Genomic DNA, 20,174 nt, shown 5'->3' on the forward strand with positions numbered 1-20,174 from the left:
GGCCCAATGAAAATATGTTAAAGTATAAAAGTAATTTATTTGCGGGTGTGGCGGAATCGGCAGACGCGCTAGATTCAGGTTCTAGTGGGGGCAACCCCGTGGAGGTTCAAGTCCTCTCATCCGCATAAATAGTTCGACTGAGTGTAAAAACCAATAATGGTTTTGCACTCTTTTTTATTTGAACACTGGTTTGTGCCCGAACCAAACGTGTTGCCGTTCATGAAGACACTTTTATACGATCTTCTTCCTCGAAACTGTCTTCATCCAGGTTATAAAGACACTTTCATACAATTTCCCTCCTCGGAACTGTCTTCATCGAGGTTATGAAGACACTTTTATACGATTTCCCTCCTCGAAACTGTCTTCATCGAGGAATTTCTTGTTCAACCAACGGGCAGTTTATATTAGCAATCCATAAGAAACAACTCAAACTGAAATGTGCTAAAATGGTTAATGTAAATATCCCTTATGAACAAAACCAAGGAGAACTGAAAATGAGAAAACTCGTTCTATTTCTGCACGCATCGCTTGACGGTTTTGTAGAAGGGCCGAATGGTGAAATGGACATTGGCTGGGTTTCCTACGATGCTGATTTGGAGAAACACGCGAAAGAAATTCTGAGTACTGCCGACACTGTCATTTGGGGACGTGGGACTTATCAGATGATGCACAGTTACTGGCCATCTGTGCCTTCGAACCCATCAGCTTCGCAGCATGAACGGAATCATGCCGAGTGGATCGAAAAGACTGCCAAAATCGTTTTTTCCACGACGCTGGAGAAAGTAGAGTGGAACAATTCCAGACTGGTGAAAGAAGATGTAGAGGAAGAGATCAAGAACCTCAAACAGCAGCCAGGCAAGGATATGGTCATCCTCGGCAGTCCTAGGTTCGCACACCACCTTATGCAGCTTGATTTAATCGATGAGTATAGAATTACGGTTTCTCCCGTCCTGATCGGCAGCGGGTTACCGTTATTCCGAGGTCTCAAAGAGAAGATCAATCTTAAACTTATCGAAAACAAGACCTTTGATTCTGGAGCAATAGGTCTCATTTACCAGACGGTTAGATGACCTTGTCTCCCTAAAGTAGATTACGCTATTGGGTACTCTAGTTTAACAAGCCAATAACAATAAAACGGAACTTCCTAATTTGTGGAAGTTCCGTTTTTATACCTAATATCAACATGAAACTTTATCAGAGCCTAAAATAAAAGGACTGTAGGCAATCCGGTGGAAGTTTGGCTACAGTCTAAATGGCTCAGAATGAATTCAGCCAAGCAGTTACTTTGCCTTTGTGTTAAAATAGACAGCTAAAACCAATGCCACAATTACTGGAACACCATACGTTACACCTGTTGTTATCAAATGAGCTGAAAAAGGTGCTGACCATTCAGGATGTTTAATATAATTCTGATAATCAAAATAAATTTTAAATAACATTGTTACTATCAATAAAATTAAAAGAGCGAAAAATGAATTCGAGGCGATTTTGAACTTACTCATCAATTTGATTCCCCTTCATTTTACGAAGTAACATTCAATTTTTATTTTATCATAAAGTTATCAGAATTCTTCGTTTACGTAAAAACTATCTTTTTACAGCATGCCTATGCGGAGTGATCACCAAATTCGGATTGGTGATTGCCGCGCTTGGCATTCCTTTTACTTCATTGACGGTTCCGTATTTTTTCCGGAGTTCTTCTATTGGGCCAAACTCAATTGCTCTCATGAGGCATGTAGAGACGCAAACCGGATCCTCGCCCTTTGCCTGCAGATCGAGGCAGAAATCGCATTTATTTGTTTTAAATAATTTCTCGTTGTATTGCGGTGCTCCATACGGGCATGCCGAGACACAAAATTTTGTTCCGGCGCATTTATCCTGATCGATGACAGTAATCCCGTCTTTCTTCCTTTTTACGATTGCCCCCGTCGGGCATATTGGGACACACGCCGGCTTTGTACAATGGTTGCAAGAAATTGAAAAGTAAAACGCTTTAATATTGGGGACAATGGCCGTCCCTTTTTGAATATACGCCCCTTCTTCAAAGCCATACACCCTCCGGAAATTCATCCCGACTTCAAGATTTTTTTTATCCTTGCATGCTACTGTGCATGCCTTACAGCCTGAGCAAAGGCTTTGATTAATATAAAAACCCATTTGTGCCATCGTCGGCCACTCCCCCCTATGCTTTCTGGACCTCGACAAGATTGGTTTGCTGTGGGTTTGCTTTTGCAAGCGGAGTCGGCCTTTGAGCGGTCAGCACATTAATGGAGCCCCGCTGGTCGATTCCATCCTTGTCCGGAGAATACCATGCACCCTGTGGAATCGCGGCGACTCCCGGTGCTATACGGCTTGTGACTTTAACCGGTATGGCCAGAATGCCCCGGTCATTGAATACCCTTGCCCGGTCCCCGTCCTTTAAGCCTCTTGCCGCGGCATCTACCGGATTAAGCCACATTTCCTGCCGTGCTGCTTCCTCAAGCCATGGGTTGTTGTCATGGGTTGAGTGGCAGCGGCGTTTGTAATGCCAGCTGATCAATTGCAACGGGTATTTCTCCTTCAGCGGATCGGCCGGCCCTTCCCAGGCGGGAACGTATTTGGCAAAAGGCGGGATGACATCATGCTTGTTCATATCCCAGAGCGCTTTTGAAAAGAGCTCGATTTTTCCTGAAGGTGTTTCGAACGGATGATTTGCCGGGTCTTCAATCTGTTTTTTGAAGCCGACGAGCGTTTCGTCAAACGTAAAATGATGGATTCCTTTTTCCTTGAATTCCTCAAAAGTCGGGAATCCAGGATCTAGCTCCGCCCTCGTTCTCTCAATGCTGACCTTCACCCAATCAAGCATTGTCCTTCCTTCGGTAAATGCTTCCCTTAGCCCGAAATGCTCGGCAACATCAGCGAACACATCATACTCATTCCGGCACTCATATAGGGGTTCGATCGCCTTTTCGCCTAAAATCACATAGTCGCCAAAGCACCATGGGACGCCAATGTCCCACCTTTCAAAAAACGATGTTCCAGGTAAGAGAAGATCGGCATACTTCGCGCTGGATGTCATAAACAAATCGCTCACCATGATGAACTCGACCTTGCTTTCATCCTCAAGCAGCTTGATTGTTTTGTTGATATCGGAATGCTGGTTTACGAGCATATTGCCGCCTATATTGAAGATCAGTTTAATATTCGTGGTAAGTTTATCAGTTCCTTGAAGGCCGTCCTCCGCGGTTAGTTCCGTTCCTCTTTCGACCGCATCTGCCCAAAGGAAGCATGGAATGGACGCTTTTACTGGATTCTCGTGCTGGATTGGATAAACGATATCCGACCTCGACCAGTAGCCCGTACCAGCTGCCCACCCGCCAAGCTTGCCAACGTTTCCAGTCAGGCAGGCGAGCTGCGCCCCGCCGCGCATGATTTGTTCCCCGTATGCATGGCGCTGCGGCCCCCAGCCCTGCAAGAGTGCAGCCGGTTTAATGGTCGCGTAATCCCGCGCTATTTCCCTTATTTTAAATGCAGGTACCTTGCAAATTTTTTCTGCCCATTCGGGGGTTTTCGGAATGCCATCCGTTTTTCCAAGCAGGTAGTTTTTTAGATTTTCCTCTTTTGGCACTCCATCTGGCATATGCGATTCATCAAAGCCGATGCAATATTTATCGACAAACTCTTTGTCATAAAGATTTTCAGTAATCATGACATACGCCATTGCATCCATCATTGCATTATCAGTTGTTGGCAGGATTGGAATCCACTCATCCGCAAATGCGATTGCTGTGTCCGTGTAGCGGGGGTCAATTACTATTATCTTTGCGCCATTTTTCTTTGCTTCCCGCAAGTAGGACGTGTAGGGAGTGGAAAAGATATTTTCAGAAGGGTTGTGCCCCCAAAGAATGATGTATTTGGAATGAAGGAACGAATCGAAACTAGATCCAGATTCATTTGTTCCGTATGTGTAGGGCGTTGCCACATTTCCGGCTCCCGAGCTATAGTCGTTCCTATATCCGAGATATCCCCCCGTCATCGCCAGCAACTTCCTGGCCATATTCCTGCCCCCAAATAGTCCCCAAGACTGCCCAGAAGCATAATTCACGTATCTGGACTCCGGCCCGTACGTATCTCCGATTCTCTTCATCTCTTTGGCTATGATTTCAGTTGCCTCATCCCAGGAGATTCGTTCAAATTTTCCTTCTCCCCGTTTGCCGACCCTTTTCATTGGATATTTCAAGCGGTCGGGGTGATAGAGCATTTTTTTGTATCCTCTTCCTCGGATGCACGCTCGCATTTGCGGCGAAAGAACTGTATCTTCATTCGTATCCGTACTGATCCTTACGACTTGGCCGTCCTTTACATGGGCTTTAATAACGCAGCGGCCGCCGCAATTGTTGATGCTGCACGTCGAAATAATTTTTTCAGGAGTTTCCGCTTTTAACCCCTTTTCTGGCTGTTTCTTATTGATTAGCTGCATCGCGCCGAACCCTCCAAGCACGAGCGGGATGCCAATTCCACCTGACCATTTTAAAAAAGTCCGCCTTTTAAATTGCTTATCCAATACACCGTTAATCTGTTCTTTATCCGGCATGCGACATTCCCTCCAATACTTCGTTCAGGCATTCAATATCTTGGGCGATAAAATCGGCTGCCAATAATGCGGCCCCCTTATAAAGCTTACTGGAGGTGCTATTAGCGAGAGCTTTCCCGAACTTACCTATCCACTTTCCGAGATGTTGTTTCAGAAAGTAAAGCTCCTTCTTTAGGCAGCGGTTCAGCACCGTGGAGTCACGCGCGCCTATCCCTTTTTCGATTAAGCGGATCATAAATTCGAGCTCAAGCACCAAGTGGTCATCCGGTTCATTGTTTTCTTTTGCAAACTTGAGGCCCACACTATGGTATTGCTGCCTGACTGCAAATGCCGATTCGTCAAACAGCATTTGCTCCCTGCTTGTATAAAACGATTCCCATGGCGGCGCGGGCAAGGTACCTGGACCAATAAACAACCTCGAGTATTCTTTAGCTTCCCTTTCAAGGTCGTGATTTTCTTTAAAAAACTCGTACAGTTCCGTACCGCCTACTCCAAGGTCTTGTAGGCCATCTACATCACCATTAACAAGAAAAGATTCGACCCACTCTTTATCAAGCGGCGCAAAAAACAAACCATGCAGAATCAGGTATAAATTGTGCCGGGCCTCCAACAACGGGATAAGCCCATTCGTCTCTAAATTTGTCGCCAATTGTTCCACCTCTTTAATGTGAACATTTTCGCATATGGTTTTAAAGTACTAGCCCCCACTTCTTCATTTTTGTTTTATCTGTTATAAACTACTATACAACCTAATTTTAGCAATTTTATTTTGTAGGTAAGTTGATTTGCTCAACAATTCACATATTGTTCGGAATTTGTCTTTCCTTACTGCCTTGAATTTGACTTATATCTTCCGTTCCTTTAAAAAGAAATTGGTTTATGGTATTTTAAAAGTGGTGAGGATAGCCGCCAGAAGCTTTTAGGAGGAAAATGCAATGGAAATTACAGGCCATACAGTAGAATACCTTGAAGATCCATTCGGTCTTTTGGCAGGAGAACGTTATGAGTTTCTGCTTGATATACGTGTCGATGAGGAAGATGAACTTTATACAGAATTAGGTACCGGATTAAAGGTGATTTTTTCAGTGGAAGGTGAAGAACATAAAATCGCCCAATACAATTTTTTTGAAAAAGAATCCGGAAAAGTATTTGACTTTGAATTAGAGGAAGACGAAGAAGAAATGGTCTTGCATTATTGCAGCCAAAATTTCGTGTAAAAATTAAATGTGGAAGCGCCTTCGCGACAGGCAAAAATCGCCTGTCCCTGCGATGATTATTCCAGGGAGCTTTCCTTAGTGGTCAGCCCCGACCAGCATAAGACGGGGCCCGCAGGACACTGAATTGTCATCCCCAAATTCGCCCACGCACGAAGGAAATGCGAGCATTTCCGAGGACGGGCCTGCCCTCCGGAGGGAACCGGCTTATGACCTCGAGCTGTAACAAATCATCGCTTTATCAAGCCATGATTTGTTACAAGATACTCAAAGATGCTTTTCAGGATGAAAACTGGCTAGGCGCTCCTCGAAAATCCTCAATTATGCTAACGCATAATTTCGTGCGATGTAATTTCAGGGAAGCTTTCCTTGTGCTATCGCTTTTTCTTCGTGCGAGGCTTATGCTTCCGAAGCTTATTCTGGTGGAGCTGGACAAAGAAAAAGGTATCCTCGCATGCGGGCGTAGGATACCTTTTTTATATAAAATAAATATAGGAAACAAAGCATTCATCCGTTTCAAAGCCTTCACTTACATACAAGCGGACGGCCTGTTCGTTTTCCGCATTCACACTCAGGATTGCCTCATCCAAACCAAATGTCCTGCCTGCAGCGAGGCCCGCTCTAAGCAGCTGGCGGCCCAGCCCCTTCTTTTGATACTCCGGGAGCAGAGCGATTGGTCCGATTAACGCATAATGGTTGCCGTTATAGTATTCCCTTGCGACACGAACAATGCCAACCGGGCTTCCTGCATGATAAAGAAACAAGATTCCACCCGGCAAATAGTCGGGGCGTGCGTAAATCTTTTTTACTTCTTCAATGGTGAGGGGAGTTTCAGAACCAGCAAGAGCTGAAAAAGCCGCATTCCGGATTTGGCAATAGGCCTTTTCATCAGTGCCAGGTACAAATTCCGTTAAGGAATAGCCTACTGGAAGGGCGACTTTAGGCGTCATTTGGGCTTTCCTAATCAATAAATAGGCATACCTCTCAAGGGTAAATCCAAGCTCTACAAGCTGACTCCTTAGGTCGGCACCCTTTTCCGGCACGAAAATAAATACTTTTTCTACTCGTTCCATTTCTGGCTTAATGGCCGAAAATAAGCGCCGATACACTTCCGTTGATCCGGAATTACTATGGAAAATTCGAAACCTTGCCCTCTTTCCCCTAAGCAAATACGCGTCCATTTTTAAAGAAACAGCTCCGATGGTCCTACCGGCGTCAATTGCCATAAAGGAAGGGTCATCGCTATCAAGCATTAATTTATCCAGTTCCTCGTCAATTAGGAACGTATCATCAAGGCTATCCCTGTTCTCCTTGCAATACTTCACAAATTTGCTGATATTGCGACCGTTCACCCGGACAATTTCCATTCAAATCCATCCCTGATTAAATGTATCGTTTGCTTGTGTTGGCTACAACCTGGATTTCCCTTGTAGTCTTTTGCATTGCACTATTGCAGATAGGGCACGAAGGTTCATCGGTGCTTTTAAAATTATCCCTGATCCAAGCTTTGCATCCTTCCGCCGTGCACTCCCATATTTCCGTTTCTTCCAGAATCACTTCTTCAGTATTCCTTCTTCCAAACGCCATTCCCAGGCACCTCCATGATTTGTTTTAAATTCGGCCATGCAACAACCCGCATCGGGCTTACATCTGACCCAACCGGATGTCCCTGAACTAAAAATCACCGATCTATAAAAAGGACTCCTGGCCACTCTTTATAAACGGTGAACTTAAATGAGTTAAATAATTTCTACTAACGATTATACCTTACTTTCCTGATTTGGTCTAATCCAAAATGCCTGGCAACTTACTTTCAAAAAAGACATGCCTTGCCAGCAGTTCCTCACCTGCTTCGATGATTCCGTATGAATACCTATTATGGCGCCGTTTGTCAGTGGCAGAACCGGGATTAAAGAGGAGAATGTCTCCGGAATACTTATTTACAGGAATATGGGAATGGCCAAAGATAATACAGTCCACGGTTTCACCGCTGAACGCTTCAACGGCACGTTTTTCTGTTGTTTTTCCCAAACCGTGGCCATGGATGATGCCCATCTTGAACTTTCCGGCCCGGATTATTTTCTTTTCTGGAAAAAGGCTTTTCACTTCCGGATTATCAACATTCCCATGAACGCCTTCTACCCCCGCAAAAACTGAAAGCATTGTATAAACCTCCGGAACCTGCCAATCACCCGCATGGAGGATCAAGTCTGCTGTTTCCAACTCGGCTAAAAGGGCAATTGGAAGTACTTTCGCTTTTTTAGGAATATGGGTATCTGAAAGTACAACAATTTTCATAGGTGATGATTCCCTTCCTTTATTTTCTGCCTTTTTTCATAGTAGAGGAAAAGGATAATGCAAATCGTCAGCCATGCGCCCCCTGCTGAAAATCCGCCTATAATATCACTTGGAAAATGGACCCCGAGGTAAACTCTGCTGATTCCGATTAGGAAGATGAACAGCAGGAACATCCCTGGCAAGATCATTTTTGTTCTGCTTTTCTTTGCATAGTGAAAAGTTAGAAAGGCGGCTGCTCCATAAAAGATCATTGAACCCATTGAATGCCCACTTGGAAAACTAAAACCCTGTTCTATGATTAGAGGCTCAATATCTGGCCTCTGCCTCTTGAATAAGGTTTTTAGGAATAAATTAAATATGGAGCCAAATCCAGAGGATAATCCTATAAACAGTCCTACCCTCCATTGCTTTTTAAGGAAGGCAGCCGCCATAAAAGCAATGACAGCGGAAGTAATCCATGCAACCGAACCAATCATGGTGATGAAAAGCATCAGTTCTGTCAAGTTAGGAGATACCGTTCCCTGGACAAAACCAATGATGGTTCTATCAAACTTTTCTAGTTCGTTTTCCCTTAATTCCTCCGCAACCTTCACAAATACATACAAAAATCCCAGCAGTACGACTGATGCCAGTCCCATAAATGAAAATGCCAACTTCATTAATCTATTTACCATTAAAGCCACCTTCACGCTAAGTTTTTCGTGGGCCGATCCTTAGTTGGACCGGCCCTATTGCTATGCCTGCTTTTTTCGGGCTGCAGCTTTTTTCTTTGGTGCTGCCGCTTTTGTTTTCGGTTTCGTCCTGTCGATGGATGCCTGCAGGGCCGCCATGAGATCTGTAACGTTTGATGGAGCTTCTTTCGCTGCAGGGGCGACAACTTCCCGGCCCGCCCGTTTAGCTTCAATTAAATCGAGCAAAGCGGTCCGGTAGTCATCTTTGTATTTTTCCGGAACGAAATCTGTTGTCAGCTGATCAATTAGAAGAATGGCGGTTGCAAGTTCCCTTTCTGTTACTTTATCGGCATCCGGAACATTCGGAACATCGTTTGCTTTTCGGACCTCATCAGGATAGTGAATTGTTTCCATGACCAGTGTATTTTCATATACTCTGATGACGGCAAGCTGTTCCTTGGAACGGATGGCAATTTTTGCGAGGCCAACCTTCCCTGAATCCTCTAACGCCTTCCTCAAGAGGGAATACGCTTTGCTTCCCCCCTCATGAGGCGACATGAAATAACTTCGGTCATAATAGATAGGATCAATTTCTTCCATTTTTACAAAATCAATAATTTCAACCGCTTTATCTTCATTTTCTTTCTTCAATTTCTCAAGGTCTTCGTTATCTAATACCACAAACTTTCCCTTTGTATACTCATATGCCCTCACTATTTCCTCATTTTTCACTTCCCGGTCGCAAACAGGGCAAACCTTTTCATATTTGATTGGCGAATTGCATTCCTTATGCAGTGTCCTGAGTTTTACATCCCTGTCCTCGGTTGCGGCATGAAGCTTAATGGGGATGTTGACAAGCCCAAAACTGATGCTTCCTTTCCAAATTGTATGCATAACGATTCTCCATTCATTTTTGGTATTAGTTTGCGTCCTTTTCGCTGTGGCAATCTGTTAAAGTTTTGGAAAACATGATACTGTGTGGGACATTGTCACAAACTAACTGAAAAGTGTAGGGGTGGAATACCAATGAAGCCAATGCTGCCTGTATTGCAATTTGACCCGCCTAATCGTAAAGGCTGGTTTTACGAGGTAAAATACGATGGGTTCAGGGCCATTCTCGATTGGGATGCGGATGGCCCTCGCCTTACCAGCCGAAACGAAAAGCCACTCTTGCCCCAATTCCCGGAAATAAAAGATTTTCTTCTTGAGCACTTTGAAAAATTCCGGCATTTTCTCCCTTTACGTCTGGATTGCGAACTGGTGATTCTTGACAATGAATACAAGGCCAATTTTTCGGCGATTCAGATTAGAGGCCGAATGAAAGCTGAAAAAAGGATTACGGAAGCAGCCAGGAAAAACCCAGCACGTCTGATGGCCTTTGACCTGCTGCTCGAATCAGGAGAGTATACCCAATCACTTTCCTACATTGAGCGAAAAAGACGGCTAATGGATTTATTTTTAAAAACAGGAATGCCGCTAGAGCCAAATGCAAATGGAAATGAGCTTCTCCAGCTTGTGGTACCCCACAAGGATTTTGAAAAAGTTTGGGAGGAGGTTGTCCTCCACGACGGGGAAGGCATTGTTGCAAAGGATCCCAGAGGCCTTTGGGAAGCGGGAAAGCGTACCACTCAGTGGATCAAGTATAAGAATTGGAAATTGGTGGATTGCTTCCTAACGGCTTATGAGAAATCGAATGGATATTACTACTGTGGAGTGTATAAGGATGGAGAGATTATTCAGGTCGGGCATATCCTGTTTGGCCTGAAACCCGAGGAAAAACAGGCATTGTTTACTGTGATCAAACAAAACAGCAAGGAAGAAGACAACAGGTTTTTGTATGTGGAGCCTGCAATATGCTTCGAAGTTAAATACCTCGAACTGTATGATGATCAGCTTAGAGAGCCCCATTTTAGCCGCTTCCGTTTTGATTTGCAGCCAGAGGACTGCACTTTTGACAAATTTCGCTTCAATCAAAAGAATGTTCCTGGTGATATAGAACTGACACATCCAGATAAACCGGTGTGGAAAACTCCCTCTGTTCGCAAACTGGATCTCGTCCATTATTTGATGGAAATAGCGCCATCCATGCTGCCCTTTTTGCAAAAAAGAACATTAACCGTGATTCGCTATCCCCATGGCATGTTTGGCGAAGCCTTTTATCAGAAAAACTGTCCGGATTACGCCCCAGAATTCATTGAAACCCACATGGATGAAGGAATAAAATATATCGTTTGCAACGATTTGAAAACACTAGTATGGCTAGGGAACCAGCTTGCCATCGAATACCATATCCCTTTCCATACGATCGATACTGATAGAGCTTCGGAAATCGTCCTTGATCTCGATCCCCCTTCCAGGGATGATTTCAAATTGGCCGTCAAGGCGGCGATTCATATTAAAGAAGTGATTGACGGACTTAGCCTGATCGGTTTTATAAAAACATCAGGCAATAAAGGGCTCCAGGTGTATCTCCCGCTTCCCGCGGATTCCTTCACCTTCGACGATACACGATTGTTTACTGAATTTATCGCTAACTACCTTGTCTCGAAGGAACCCGGCTTTTTCACGACCGAACGACTCAAAAAAAACCGAGGCGGCAGGCTGTATGTCGACTATGTCCAGCATGCCCCCGGGAAAACGATCATTGCCCCCTATTCTCCCAGGGGCAACAGCTATGCAGGCGTGGCTGCCCCGCTTTTTTGGGAAGAAGTTGGCGAAAATCTGAACCCAAAGGATTTTAATTTGCAAACAATTCTTAATCGGTACAGAAGCGAAGGAGATCCATTCAGGGATTACTTTAAGGCGGGCGATTCTCAGCCGTTTGGACCGGTATTGGAATTTTTAAAAACACAGAAAAAATAAATGGGGAGCCGAAAAGAGCTCCCTAATGCTTATTTGTGTTCAGCAAGAAACTGCTGTGCCTTATTCTGCAAAAACGAATATCTTTCCTGCTCCCCGTAATTTTCCACCTCGTCAAACCTGCTGCTTCCAGAGGAAACATCCACATTTGCACGGGCTCGGTATAGGAACGTCGCGTTTCCAATCAACTCAATTTTGTAGCTGCCTTCTATGCTTCTGACGATACATTGTACCATGCCGCCATCATTGTAAACAGAAATAGGCCGATCAATTTCATTCAATCCATTCAAGCAGGTTACCAGCGACGATGCCGACATTGCCGTCCCGCACGCGTTAGTAAAGCCGACTCCCCGCTCAAATGTCCTCACATAGATATGGCCTTCCGCCAATGGTTTAACAAAGCTTACATTTACTCCATCGGAAAACAGCTCATTCGGCCCATTCACATTTTCGCTAAGCTCCTTTTGAAGAGCTCCCCTTAGGTCGCTTTCCTCAACGATCGCTATTAAGTGCGGATTGGGAACCGCCATGGCAGTAAAACGGAGATCTTCTGACAATTCGGCAATTTCACCATTCAAAAGTGACTCCTGTTTAAGATTTAGCGGCAAATCCTTTAGTTTGAATGAGACCGGTGATATTTCGACATTAAAGGTCGCTACCCCTTCACTAATCTCCGGGAATTTTTGAACAGTTAGATTTGCCTTCATTGTTTCAATTATTGCCGAATCCCGTCCGAGCTTTTCACAAACATACCTCCCTGCGCAGCGAAGCCCATTGCCGCACATCGATGCCTCGGAGCCATCTGCATTGAACACCCTCATCCTGGCATCGGCATGTTCACTTTTCTGGATAAACAAAATCCCGTCAGCGCCTGGTCCATTCTCCCTATCGCATAAGAGGCGGGCTGCCTTGGTCCTTTCCTCTTCCGGAAACAATTCTTTATTAAAAAGTTCATCAATTAGCAAAAAATCATTTCCCGAACCGTGTACTTTAATAAATTCAAATTCCAAAACTTTAACCTCCCGCATCTCTCGTCAGTTAAAGAATCGCACAGTGATGGGGAAATTTCTATATTAGCGGTAAATAAAAAATTCCCTTATCAGTAAAGCTGAATGAAGAATCCTTGCCTCACAATTCATATTAGCTGGAATGGTAAAAACAGGTGCATTTGGGACATAGGAATAAAGATTCCATTCCACCGGCATCCAACCTCTCCTTAGCCTGCTTGTCCCTTCTATACCCTCTCCGGCAATTTTAACATCCATAAAGAATCTTGAACTCTCAATTGAGGCAAGCTTGTCCCCGTTTTCTGAAAGTATGGCCCAGCCATCGGGTGCTTTGCAGAGCATGCCAAGCTCGCGCCGTTCATGGTCGAAAATCCGAATTCCGTCCTGGCTAACACTGTAAATAGCAAGCAGCATAGCCTGTCCATCTACTAATACATACTCTTTATCAAAAGATGAAACAGACTGACTCTGTCTTTTCATTTCACCGATTTTCGTTCCATTTGGCGAAAAAAGTAGTAACCCCGGCTTTAATTTATTTTCAAAAAAAAGAATAAAATGCCTGGCCTCCATATATGTATCGGATTTATCTTCCATCTTGGCGGCGGATTCCTCGGCACTCTTCATTGTGTATAGATGAGTTTGAAAGTAACACAGACTGATAAAAAGAAACGGCAGACATAGAAGGATAACGGGCTTGTTACTCAAAAAAACTATATTGACTGCGATGAGAATAATAGCTGGAAACAGAAATGCCAAACTGGAATGTAAGGATGCTATTGATGATTGATAGTAATAATCAGTGATTTTCATTTTTGCCCCTCATTGCCTTTTTCTACATTCTATTTCCAGCACTTCCTTTTCATTCCCATACCACCCGTTGGTTTCCTAAATTCTGGCCGAATTTCGATTTCATACGCCAGAAATCAAAAGTTATATGCAGCATATATTAATTTAAAAGATCTTGGGAGGAGCAGGATGTTCATGACGGCTGTTTATTATAGAGGCAATGGGGTATGAAAATGGAAAGAATTTTAATAAGAAATGCGCGTGTCACGCCAATTACAGCAATGCCATTGGATCATTGCGATATCCTTGTAGAACACGGGAAAATAAAGAGAATTGGCAGGAATATAAAAGAAGAGGAGACGATTCATCGGATTGAATGCGGCAATCTCTATTTGCTTCCTGGATTCATAGACGTCCATACACATTTAGGCCTCTATGATGAAGGGATGGGGTGGGCAGGCAATGATGCAAACGACACAATTGAACCTATTACTCCCCATATACGCGCAATGGACGGGGTGTATCCGCTTGATTCGTCGTTTAAGGATGCAATCCAGGCTGGAATCACTACTGTCCATATCATGCCGGGGAGCGCCAATGTTATCGGAGGGACAACATCTGTTATAAAAACAGCCGGCACAAATGTCATGGATATGATTATTAAGCCAGTGGCCGGTCTGAAAATTGCACTTGGCGAAAATCCAAAGCGTGTCCATAGCAACGGAAAGAACCAATCGCTGACCCGGATGGGAATAATGGGCATGCTCAGGGAAGCTTTTAACCAGGCGCTATATGAGGAAAAAGAAGATTTAAGGACACTTCCGTTACTAATGGCTTTAAGAAGGGAAATCCCGGTCAGAATCCATGCCCACAGAGCAGACGATATTATGGCAGCCTTGCGTTTCGCTGGGGAATTCGGCCTCGATTTGCGAATTGAGCATTGTACGGAGGGACACTTGATCGCGAGAGAGCTTGCTGGCTTGGGATTAATGGTTTCGGTCGGGCCGACTTTGACCAGAAGAGCGAAGGTGGAATTAAAAAATAAAAGCTGGACCACCTATCAGGAGCTTACAAAACACGGAATTGAAGTTTCGATTACCACCGATCATCCATATACCCCCATTCAATACTTAAATGTGTGCGCGGCAATTGCTGTAAGGGAAGGGTTAGCGGAACAAAAAGCGCTTGAAGGAATAACCATTCTCCCAGCGAGGAACCTTGGAATAGAGCAGCGCGTTGGCAGCATTGAAGAAGGCAAGGATGCCGATCTTGTGCTTTGGAGCCACCACCCATTCCATTTTTTAGCCAAGCCCGTCTGGACAATAATCAATGGAAGGCTGGAATATGTGAACCATTGTTGAAATTTAGCGAAAAACAATTTAAAATTCCGCCAAAAAACCTATTTATTTTTCAAGAAAATTCTTGTATGATACTTTAGTAAAAACTCTTTAAACTGTGTTTAACTACATTGTCCTGCCGTACTGGCAGATCATCATTTTAATATTGTGCATTGGGAAGGCAAATGGTGCGCCACCAGTTTAACTGGTCCTAGTGGGTTCGATTCCCACCCCGAAATTTTTTTCGCAACTCAAAAAAATTTCGAGGGTGGAATGTTCCTTTCCCAGGGGACCGGTCTGCCCTGACTGGAGGGCTTTCCCTATGTTGAAAAAACGTGATCTCAATGATTGCCATGCATTATACGACCTTATCACCCATCCGGATGTATTCCCATTTGTTCGGCACAAAGCCCATTCTTATGATGAATTTCTCTTTTTAACAAAACAAACAATCGAAGCCGAAGAGCGCGGCGAGGTCATATCCCGTACCATCCTCGATGAGTGGGGAACGCCGATTGGCACTATATCCTTGTTCGATATTGAATCAAATGCAGGATTTCTAGGAACATGGCTTGGCAAGCCTTTCCATGGACGCGGCTTTAATAGCCTCGCCAAGGAAGCATTCTTTCAAGAAGCATTTTATGAGCTTGGCATTGAAACCGTCTTTATGAGAATCAGGAAAGCTAATCTGCGTTCGCTTAAAGCCGCGGAAAAGTTGCCATACACAGTAAAGGCAAATGAAACCAGGCCTAATCTCTATAGCCAATTGAATTCTACAGAACATATTTTCGACTTATATGAAGTCCCAAAAGACCAATATTCCTTCCATTTAATGAGGAACCAAGCCTTTACCCAGGAGGAAAGCAAGCTTCTGGAAGCATAAAAAAACCAAACCGCCGGAAATGGGCGGTTTGGTTTTTTGTTAACGGTTTACATAATAATGTTATGGTAAGACTCGTTTGAAGAATATGACCCTTTACCAAATCATATTCTGTTAATTTTACCCAAAACATCCAGCCCACCCGTAACCGGAATAATGCTTCCTGTTATGAAATCAGATTTTTCGTCGGCCAGGAATCCGATCACACGGGCGATATCTTCACCAGTACCCGGTCTTCCGACAGGGGCATTTAATTCTGTGTTCCCCACTGCTTCCTCTATTTTTTGTTCTTTCCAATCGGCAACGATATCACCTGGGCACACCATATTGGCAGTTATTCCGTTTGCTGCCTCCTCCAGCGCGATTGTTCTTGTCAGCGAGGCAAGCCCGGTTTTTGCGGCGGCGAATGCAGAACGGTAAATCCAGCCCGGCGCATTTTCGACTCTGTCAAACCCAAGGGTGATAATCCTGCCCCAGCCTCGAGCCCGCATATGAGGCAAAAGCAATTTTGAAAGATAAAAGGCAGATGAAAGATTCCCATTCAGAATTGAGTTCCATTCCTCGAATGTATAGTCTGTCACCCCTTTCCTATCATGTATGTATGGACCTGCATTATGGATGAATATATCGAGGGATGGATAATGCTCGAGCGCAGTGGAAACAATGCTACTGCAATCTTCCTCTCTTGACACATCCCCCTGGGCGAGAATACATTTTACAGCATATTCGGTAGCAATGAAGTCAGCAAGCGATTCAGCTGCTTGCCGACTAGAACGGTAATTAATTACAAGGTCGTATCCTTTTTCCGCCAAATGAAGAGCGGTCATTTTTCCAATCCCGGCAGCACCCCCGGTAATTAGCGCTGTCCTTTTTACCATCGGCTCCCCCCCTAATAATCCCTTTGAGTTTTTTAAGAATTCGATTTGGAAAATAGCAAATAAGGAAACTGAACCTTTAGGCGTTTTCATCATAGAATGGTATAGCTAAGCACGCCTGAATGGCCATGGACTAAGAAAGGATGGTTCATATGTTCCCTTGGGGATCGTTTCCATTCAATAAAGATATGTCATCGATGATGAAGGACATGAAACCTGATTCAATCGAAAAATATGTACGCGAGGCGATTGAAGCCTACCTCCCCAAAGGGTCGGTAGATTCCTTCCAAGTATCAGATGAAGCCCAATCCAGACACGTGCCGCACGCCCAGGCGCAAGTTTTTTTAACCCATGATTATGTTTATGCGAGAATTCCGATTTCAGAAGATTCGATGGAAAGTATCCGCCTTTTCCATACCTCTAATCAGCTGTTTATTGAGAATATCCCTGAGCAGGGCCAGAAACAGGCATACGAACTGCCTGCTGTTGTAAAGAAAAAAGGAGCAACGGCAAGTGTCCGAGACGGCATCCTCGAAATAAAGCTTATTAGGGCCTTTGACGTGCAGATGTCTGAAATCAATCTTATGTAATACGTTCTGCCCTATCCATCCCAATTCGGTTCTAAAACTTATTACAAAGGCTCATCCTAATTCCTCTATGATGATGGCATGAAGCTCGATAAGTTCCATCTTTGCTTCTTTTTCTAATCCAGAGTCCAAGATTCTTTTTACCGCATAATAAAATTTAAAATGGATTGGCTTCCTTACCCGGGGATGGGAGTTTTCATCCCTTAATTCCCTTTTTATCGTTTCTTTAAGTATTACTTCATCGTTACGCCCCTCGTTTTCCAAAAGGCGGTTGTTCCAAATTTTCCGGTATTCATTCAGCAAATGGGAAAAATTCAAATCCGCCATTTTCCTTCAGCTCCCCCATAGAATTCCTTATTCAATAAAATTGTACATATTAACCAAACTGTTTGCAAAAAATAGGGGGAACAACACTTTTATTTCAGGAGGCCACTATGCCGCACCCATATCGATGCCCCAACTGCAAAACGAATCGCAGCCGTTTTAACATCATCGACCAAATAGCCCATTCCGTTAAACTCGATCCGTTAACAGGTGATATTAAGTCCGAATACGACAGGGATAACCTTGAACCTTTCCATATCGCCTATTCTGGTCCCGAATACCGAATCCAGTGCGGTGTTTGCGGCCTGATAGAGGATGAAATAACCTTTATAAAATTTGGCCAATTACCAACATAAGGACCCTAGTTCCTTTTTAGGATTCCTTATGGCTGTCAGGCAAAAGTCCATTCCCTTTAATAAATTGAAGAGAATCAATTTTCCAAGGAGCAAAGGGCGAAGAGCGGAAACAGATTATTTCGGTCTTCGCCAAATACCTCCCACGGCTTTTCGTATGCCATTCTATTTCAATAGGCAATTGTACAATCAACTCTTCTTCCATATCCTCTGGCCCTACCATAGGCAGCCGGCTGATTTTCACCCCTTCTACTTCATTAAAAACACTGCTCCACTCCAGTTTTTTTATCGACAATAAGTCAACGATGCGCCGATCTTGCTCTTTGTATCCAGCCACATAATAAGTAACCGCTTCATAAGGATTCGCGGAAGCCAGCAATCCTTCGAGCTTTCCCGCTGCCTTATAGACCATCAGCTTGTGTGATAGATCCATCTCCCTTTTGCTATGTGTTGAGCTTTTGTAAAAATGGATGCAAAAATGGCCTGGAAACTTATTTTTTAATGCTCCAGCTCCATGCGGCATTCCGTTCATCGAGGCCGCAATCCTATTCTTTCCGTGCAAGGCATAGATGGCCCTTCTCTTCCAGCTCCATTTTCCATTGTATATTTTTTTCATGATTGCCGTATCGTTTGAAGTCAATGGCTGAACATCGGCATGCCTGCTTCCCGCTCGTCGTTGAACGCGGAATTTAAGGCCAGTCTCCGCATCAACAACTGTAAACTTCGCGTACCTTGGGAAAAGCTTATCCGCTTCATGCCAAGGAGCCATTTTTACTTCGGGGCTTCTTGCCAATGAAGTAGTACTTGGCTGATGAAAAAGGATTCCGAACGCTACTAATACCAGGATTGTTCTGTTTAACAATCTCTCCACCCATCCCTTGATGTAATATGCAATAAAGAAAGTTTCCCACCCTGCCACCCACTTCATACCATTAAATTGCAAAGAAGGGTTTTCATATTAAGTAAGCTTGCGAATTAAATGGGTTATCCAGTGTGAATTATCGGAATTTTTAGATAAGGGCGAATGAAGACAAGAATGGGGTGAATAAATCATAGAATGAGGTGAATAAATCAATAAATGAGGCGAATAAAAATATGTTCTTGCCTAAAAGCCAGTTGAAGACCGCTTCGACTGGTTTTCTAACATAAAACGATCTTCAACACATTTTTTCACAGATGAAGGCCGTTTCGACCACCTTTTAACAAACGCCCCCGTTCAAGGAACGGAGGCGAAGATTCAATCTTTTTCATGATTATGGATATATTCCCTTGCCTTATCAATACCGATAGCGATTGCTTTCCCTTCATCATTACCATCCTCGAGCAGCGCATTGGCAATGTCAATGGCTTTCTCCCGGACATCTGGGTCGAGGTTTTTCATTGAAACCGGATAGTCGTCTTTTGTTCATGGCATAGGCTGACCAACTCCTTTTTTGAGGGATACTTATAAATCAATACCCCTTTACAAGGAAGCAAAACCAGCTTACTTGCCCTCCTCTAGGCTCAATAGCTGCCGGCTGATACGATCCCATTCAATATTTTCGCCAATTAGAACGAGATTCAACGGCATGTTCATATCCTCCCTGAAATAAGAAGGCATCCCGTATGAAAACTGAAAAAGGTCTGGATAAACGGAACCCTTGAATTTTATATATCCCTTAATCCTATATACAGTGTCCGGCAGCCTTCTAAGGAAGTCCTCAAACTCATCCCTGCTTACAGGATTGCTAAAGGTATGGACAAATGCAGAAAGGCCAAGGTCGTGAGTATGGAAGTGGCCATCCCCGGAAATCGAATTCTCACGTTTATAGAAAAGTTTCCGGATATCCTTAATCGGAACTTTTGAAAAATTAGTCAGGATGCATTTTGCATGCGGATTTAAACCTTGAAGGCTAATGGCTACTTCCGCTTGTTCTTTTTCAGATAAGTCACTGGCTTTATTTACGATCAGATAATCCGCATGCCTCACCTGTTCAATCAGAAGCTGCTGCAGCTGCGGACCCATCTGTTGCCTTTCAAGCCACCGCCGCCCATCAACTGTTGAAATAATTCCTTTCACTTGGAGCTTATCCGCAAACAGAGGGGATAGCATCGCATCTAGGACCTCGACGGGGTGTGCTGCCCCGGTTGTTTCAACGTAAACCGCATCGGGTTTTTCGATATGGAGCAGACCTTGAAGCTGGGCTTCTACCTGGCCGCTGATCGTGCAGCAAATGCAGCCACCCAATAGTTCCTTTAGCGCCACATCTTCTCCAACTTCATCGGAATCAATAGATATGTTTCCGAGTTCATTCATCATAACAGCCACTTTCCTGCCATTGTCCCGCTCGTCCTCAAGAAGCCTTTTTAATAAGGTCGTCTTCCCGCTCCCAAGGAAACCGGATAGGATATAAATTTCTGTCCGTTTCAT

General features: G+C 44.1%; 23 protein-coding genes and 1 tRNA gene. 8 read left to right on the top strand and 16 right to left on the bottom strand.

Annotated features, from left to right (window positions below; all coding sequences use genetic code 11):
- The first annotated feature begins 41 nt into the window (after window positions 1-41).
- A tRNA-Leu gene (locus tag AR337_RS04375) sits at window positions 42-125 on the top strand.
- Window positions 126-494: 369 nt separating this feature from the next.
- Window positions 495-1,070 carry a dihydrofolate reductase family protein gene (locus AR337_RS04380; RefSeq protein ID WP_059170765.1) on the top strand — a complete coding sequence of 192 codons (576 nt, stop codon included), beginning with the start codon at window positions 495-497 and terminating at the stop codon, window positions 1,068-1,070.
- Window positions 1,071-1,280: 210 nt separating this feature from the next.
- Here AR337_RS04380 and AR337_RS04385 read toward each other — a convergent pair whose 3' ends face one another.
- From AR337_RS04385 to AR337_RS04400, 4 genes are all read right to left on the bottom strand, one after another.
- The gene (locus AR337_RS04385; RefSeq protein WP_059170766.1) at window positions 1,281-1,502 is read right to left on the bottom strand and encodes a hypothetical protein; all 222 of its coding nucleotides are present in this window, start codon (window positions 1,500-1,502) and stop codon (window positions 1,281-1,283) included.
- An 85-nt stretch (window positions 1,503-1,587) separates the two neighbouring features.
- Window positions 1,588-2,166 carry a DMSO/selenate family reductase complex B subunit gene (locus AR337_RS04390; RefSeq protein WP_059170767.1) on the bottom strand — a complete coding sequence of 193 codons (579 nt, stop codon included), beginning with the start codon at window positions 2,164-2,166 and terminating at the stop codon, window positions 1,588-1,590.
- Window positions 2,167-2,182: 16 nt separating this feature from the next.
- The gene (locus tag AR337_RS04395; protein WP_059170768.1) at window positions 2,183-4,573 is read right to left on the bottom strand and encodes a DMSO/selenate family reductase complex A subunit; all 2,391 of its coding nucleotides are present in this window, start codon (window positions 4,571-4,573) and stop codon (window positions 2,183-2,185) included.
- Window positions 4,563-5,222 (bottom strand): molecular chaperone, encoded by a 660-nt coding sequence (locus AR337_RS04400; RefSeq protein WP_059170769.1) that lies wholly within the window; start codon window positions 5,220-5,222, stop codon window positions 4,563-4,565. The genes AR337_RS04395 and AR337_RS04400 overlap by 11 nt, the downstream gene beginning before the upstream one ends.
- Before the next feature lie 286 nt (window positions 5,223-5,508).
- Here AR337_RS04400 and AR337_RS04405 point away from each other — a divergent pair, with 286 nt between their 5' ends.
- A complete protein-coding gene (locus tag AR337_RS04405; RefSeq protein ID WP_059170770.1) occupies window positions 5,509-5,790 on the top strand; it encodes a DUF6509 family protein in 282 nt (93 codons plus the stop codon).
- Window positions 5,791-6,263: 473 nt separating this feature from the next.
- On the opposite strand, the gene AR337_RS04410 is transcribed toward AR337_RS04405, so the two are convergent.
- From AR337_RS04410 to AR337_RS04430, 5 genes are all read right to left on the bottom strand, one after another.
- Window positions 6,264-7,154 carry a GNAT family N-acetyltransferase gene (locus AR337_RS04410; RefSeq protein ID WP_059170771.1) on the bottom strand — a complete coding sequence of 297 codons (891 nt, stop codon included), beginning with the start codon at window positions 7,152-7,154 and terminating at the stop codon, window positions 6,264-6,266.
- 16 nt (window positions 7,155-7,170) lie between these two features.
- On the bottom strand, window positions 7,171-7,374 hold the full coding sequence (locus AR337_RS04415; protein WP_172797499.1) for a cold-shock protein: 204 nt from the start codon (window positions 7,372-7,374) through the stop codon (window positions 7,171-7,173).
- 198 nt (window positions 7,375-7,572) lie between these two features.
- Window positions 7,573-8,085: a metallophosphoesterase gene (locus AR337_RS04420; RefSeq protein ID WP_059170773.1), complete on the bottom strand. Its 513-nt coding sequence runs from the start codon at window positions 8,083-8,085 to the stop codon at window positions 7,573-7,575.
- Window positions 8,082-8,759 (bottom strand): phosphatase PAP2 family protein, encoded by a 678-nt coding sequence (locus AR337_RS04425; protein WP_059170774.1) that lies wholly within the window; start codon window positions 8,757-8,759, stop codon window positions 8,082-8,084. The genes AR337_RS04420 and AR337_RS04425 overlap by 4 nt, the downstream gene beginning before the upstream one ends.
- A 60-nt stretch (window positions 8,760-8,819) precedes the next feature.
- Window positions 8,820-9,650, bottom strand: a complete 831-nt coding sequence (locus AR337_RS04430; protein WP_059170775.1) for a Ku protein — start codon at window positions 9,648-9,650, stop codon at window positions 8,820-8,822.
- Window positions 9,651-9,782: 132 nt separating this feature from the next.
- Between AR337_RS04430 and AR337_RS04435 the strand changes: the two genes are divergently transcribed.
- Window positions 9,783-11,618, top strand: coding sequence for a DNA ligase D (locus AR337_RS04435; protein ID WP_059170776.1), 1,836 nt, complete (start codon window positions 9,783-9,785; stop codon window positions 11,616-11,618).
- 29 nt (window positions 11,619-11,647) lie between these two features.
- Here AR337_RS04435 and dapF read toward each other — a convergent pair whose 3' ends face one another.
- Entirely contained in the window at window positions 11,648-12,625 is a 978-nt protein-coding gene (gene dapF, locus AR337_RS04440; protein ID WP_156424302.1) for a diaminopimelate epimerase, read from the bottom strand.
- Window positions 12,626-12,688: 63 nt separating this feature from the next.
- On the bottom strand, window positions 12,689-13,216 hold the full coding sequence (locus AR337_RS04445) for a hypothetical protein (RefSeq protein ID WP_059170778.1): 528 nt from the start codon (window positions 13,214-13,216) through the stop codon (window positions 12,689-12,691).
- 425 nt (window positions 13,217-13,641) lie between these two features.
- On the opposite strand from AR337_RS04445, the gene AR337_RS04450 reads away from it, so the two are divergent.
- Together AR337_RS04450 and AR337_RS04455 are read left to right on the top strand one after the other, a co-directional pair.
- Window positions 13,642-14,769, top strand: a complete 1,128-nt coding sequence (locus AR337_RS04450) for an amidohydrolase (RefSeq protein WP_059170858.1) — start codon at window positions 13,642-13,644, stop codon at window positions 14,767-14,769.
- 298 nt (window positions 14,770-15,067) lie between these two features.
- Complete coding sequence (locus AR337_RS04455; RefSeq protein ID WP_059170779.1) at window positions 15,068-15,628, top strand: GNAT family N-acetyltransferase; 561 nt, start codon at window positions 15,068-15,070, stop codon at window positions 15,626-15,628.
- A gap of 101 nt (window positions 15,629-15,729) precedes the next feature.
- Here AR337_RS04455 and AR337_RS04460 read toward each other — a convergent pair whose 3' ends face one another.
- Window positions 15,730-16,503, bottom strand: a complete 774-nt coding sequence (locus AR337_RS04460) for an SDR family oxidoreductase (protein ID WP_059170780.1) — start codon at window positions 16,501-16,503, stop codon at window positions 15,730-15,732.
- A gap of 149 nt (window positions 16,504-16,652) precedes the next feature.
- Here AR337_RS04460 and AR337_RS04465 point away from each other — a divergent pair, with 149 nt between their 5' ends.
- The gene (locus AR337_RS04465) at window positions 16,653-17,090 is read left to right on the top strand and encodes an Hsp20/alpha crystallin family protein (protein ID WP_059170781.1); all 438 of its coding nucleotides are present in this window, start codon (window positions 16,653-16,655) and stop codon (window positions 17,088-17,090) included.
- A gap of 51 nt (window positions 17,091-17,141) precedes the next feature.
- Here AR337_RS04465 and AR337_RS04470 read toward each other — a convergent pair whose 3' ends face one another.
- A complete protein-coding gene (locus AR337_RS04470; protein WP_059170782.1) occupies window positions 17,142-17,414 on the bottom strand; it encodes a hypothetical protein in 273 nt (90 codons plus the stop codon).
- 107 nt (window positions 17,415-17,521) lie between these two features.
- Between AR337_RS04470 and AR337_RS04475 the strand changes: the two genes are divergently transcribed.
- Entirely contained in the window at window positions 17,522-17,767 is a 246-nt protein-coding gene (locus tag AR337_RS04475; RefSeq protein ID WP_059170783.1) for a hypothetical protein, read from the top strand.
- Window positions 17,768-17,783: 16 nt separating this feature from the next.
- Here the strand turns inward: AR337_RS04475 and AR337_RS04480 are convergent, their stop codons facing one another.
- From AR337_RS04480 to AR337_RS04485, 3 genes are all read right to left on the bottom strand, one after another.
- Window positions 17,784-18,626, bottom strand: coding sequence for a hypothetical protein (locus AR337_RS04480; protein WP_059170784.1), 843 nt, complete (start codon window positions 18,624-18,626; stop codon window positions 17,784-17,786).
- 375 nt (window positions 18,627-19,001) lie between these two features.
- Window positions 19,002-19,145: a hypothetical protein gene (locus AR337_RS23445; RefSeq protein WP_172797483.1), complete on the bottom strand. Its 144-nt coding sequence runs from the start codon at window positions 19,143-19,145 to the stop codon at window positions 19,002-19,004.
- A gap of 102 nt (window positions 19,146-19,247) precedes the next feature.
- On the bottom strand, window positions 19,248-20,174 hold the full coding sequence (locus AR337_RS04485) for a GTP-binding protein (protein WP_059170785.1): 927 nt from the start codon (window positions 20,172-20,174) through the stop codon (window positions 19,248-19,250).

This window comes from Bacillus sp. FJAT-27445, from assembly GCF_001510665.1.
In the GTDB taxonomy this organism is placed as follows: Bacteria; Bacillota; Bacilli; order Bacillales; family Cytobacillaceae; genus Bacillus_D.

What these genes read in the sequence shown, in the direction of transcription:
- AR337_RS04415 (WP_172797499.1), bottom strand. Translation starts at nt 7,374, where the DNA reads ATGGCGTTTGGAAGAAGGAATACTGAAGAAGTGATTCTGGAAGAAACG.
- AR337_RS04385 (WP_059170766.1), bottom strand. Translation starts at nt 1,502, where the DNA reads ATGAGTAAGTTCAAAATCGCCTCGAATTCATTTTTCGCTCTTTTAATT.
- AR337_RS04460 (WP_059170780.1), bottom strand. Translation starts at nt 16,503, where the DNA reads ATGGTAAAAAGGACAGCGCTAATTACCGGGGGTGCTGCCGGGATTGGA.
- AR337_RS04420 (WP_059170773.1), bottom strand. Translation starts at nt 8,085, where the DNA reads ATGAAAATTGTTGTACTTTCAGATACCCATATTCCTAAAAAAGCGAAA.
- AR337_RS04390 (WP_059170767.1), bottom strand. Translation starts at nt 2,166, where the DNA reads ATGGCACAAATGGGTTTTTATATTAATCAAAGCCTTTGCTCAGGCTGT.
- AR337_RS04430 (WP_059170775.1), bottom strand. Translation starts at nt 9,650, where the DNA reads ATGCATACAATTTGGAAAGGAAGCATCAGTTTTGGGCTTGTCAACATC.
- AR337_RS04470 (WP_059170782.1), bottom strand. Translation starts at nt 17,414, where the DNA reads ATGGCGGATTTGAATTTTTCCCATTTGCTGAATGAATACCGGAAAATT.
- AR337_RS04485 (WP_059170785.1), bottom strand. Translation starts at nt 20,174, where the DNA reads ATGAAACGGACAGAAATTTATATCCTATCCGGTTTCCTTGGGAGCGGG.
- AR337_RS04455 (WP_059170779.1), top strand. Translation starts at nt 15,068, where the DNA reads ATGTTGAAAAAACGTGATCTCAATGATTGCCATGCATTATACGACCTT.
- AR337_RS04395 (WP_059170768.1), bottom strand. Translation starts at nt 4,573, where the DNA reads ATGCCGGATAAAGAACAGATTAACGGTGTATTGGATAAGCAATTTAAA.
- AR337_RS04475 (WP_059170783.1), top strand. Translation starts at nt 17,522, where the DNA reads ATGCCGCACCCATATCGATGCCCCAACTGCAAAACGAATCGCAGCCGT.
- AR337_RS04450 (WP_059170858.1), top strand. Translation starts at nt 13,642, where the DNA reads ATGGAAAGAATTTTAATAAGAAATGCGCGTGTCACGCCAATTACAGCA.
- AR337_RS04405 (WP_059170770.1), top strand. Translation starts at nt 5,509, where the DNA reads ATGGAAATTACAGGCCATACAGTAGAATACCTTGAAGATCCATTCGGT.
- AR337_RS04465 (WP_059170781.1), top strand. Translation starts at nt 16,653, where the DNA reads ATGTTCCCTTGGGGATCGTTTCCATTCAATAAAGATATGTCATCGATG.
- AR337_RS04410 (WP_059170771.1), bottom strand. Translation starts at nt 7,154, where the DNA reads ATGGAAATTGTCCGGGTGAACGGTCGCAATATCAGCAAATTTGTGAAG.
- AR337_RS04380 (WP_059170765.1), top strand. Translation starts at nt 495, where the DNA reads ATGAGAAAACTCGTTCTATTTCTGCACGCATCGCTTGACGGTTTTGTA.
- AR337_RS23445 (WP_172797483.1), bottom strand. Translation starts at nt 19,145, where the DNA reads ATGAAAAACCTCGACCCAGATGTCCGGGAGAAAGCCATTGACATTGCC.
- AR337_RS04425 (WP_059170774.1), bottom strand. Translation starts at nt 8,759, where the DNA reads ATGGTAAATAGATTAATGAAGTTGGCATTTTCATTTATGGGACTGGCA.
- AR337_RS04445 (WP_059170778.1), bottom strand. Translation starts at nt 13,216, where the DNA reads ATGGAAGATAAATCCGATACATATATGGAGGCCAGGCATTTTATTCTT.
- AR337_RS04435 (WP_059170776.1), top strand. Translation starts at nt 9,783, where the DNA reads ATGAAGCCAATGCTGCCTGTATTGCAATTTGACCCGCCTAATCGTAAA.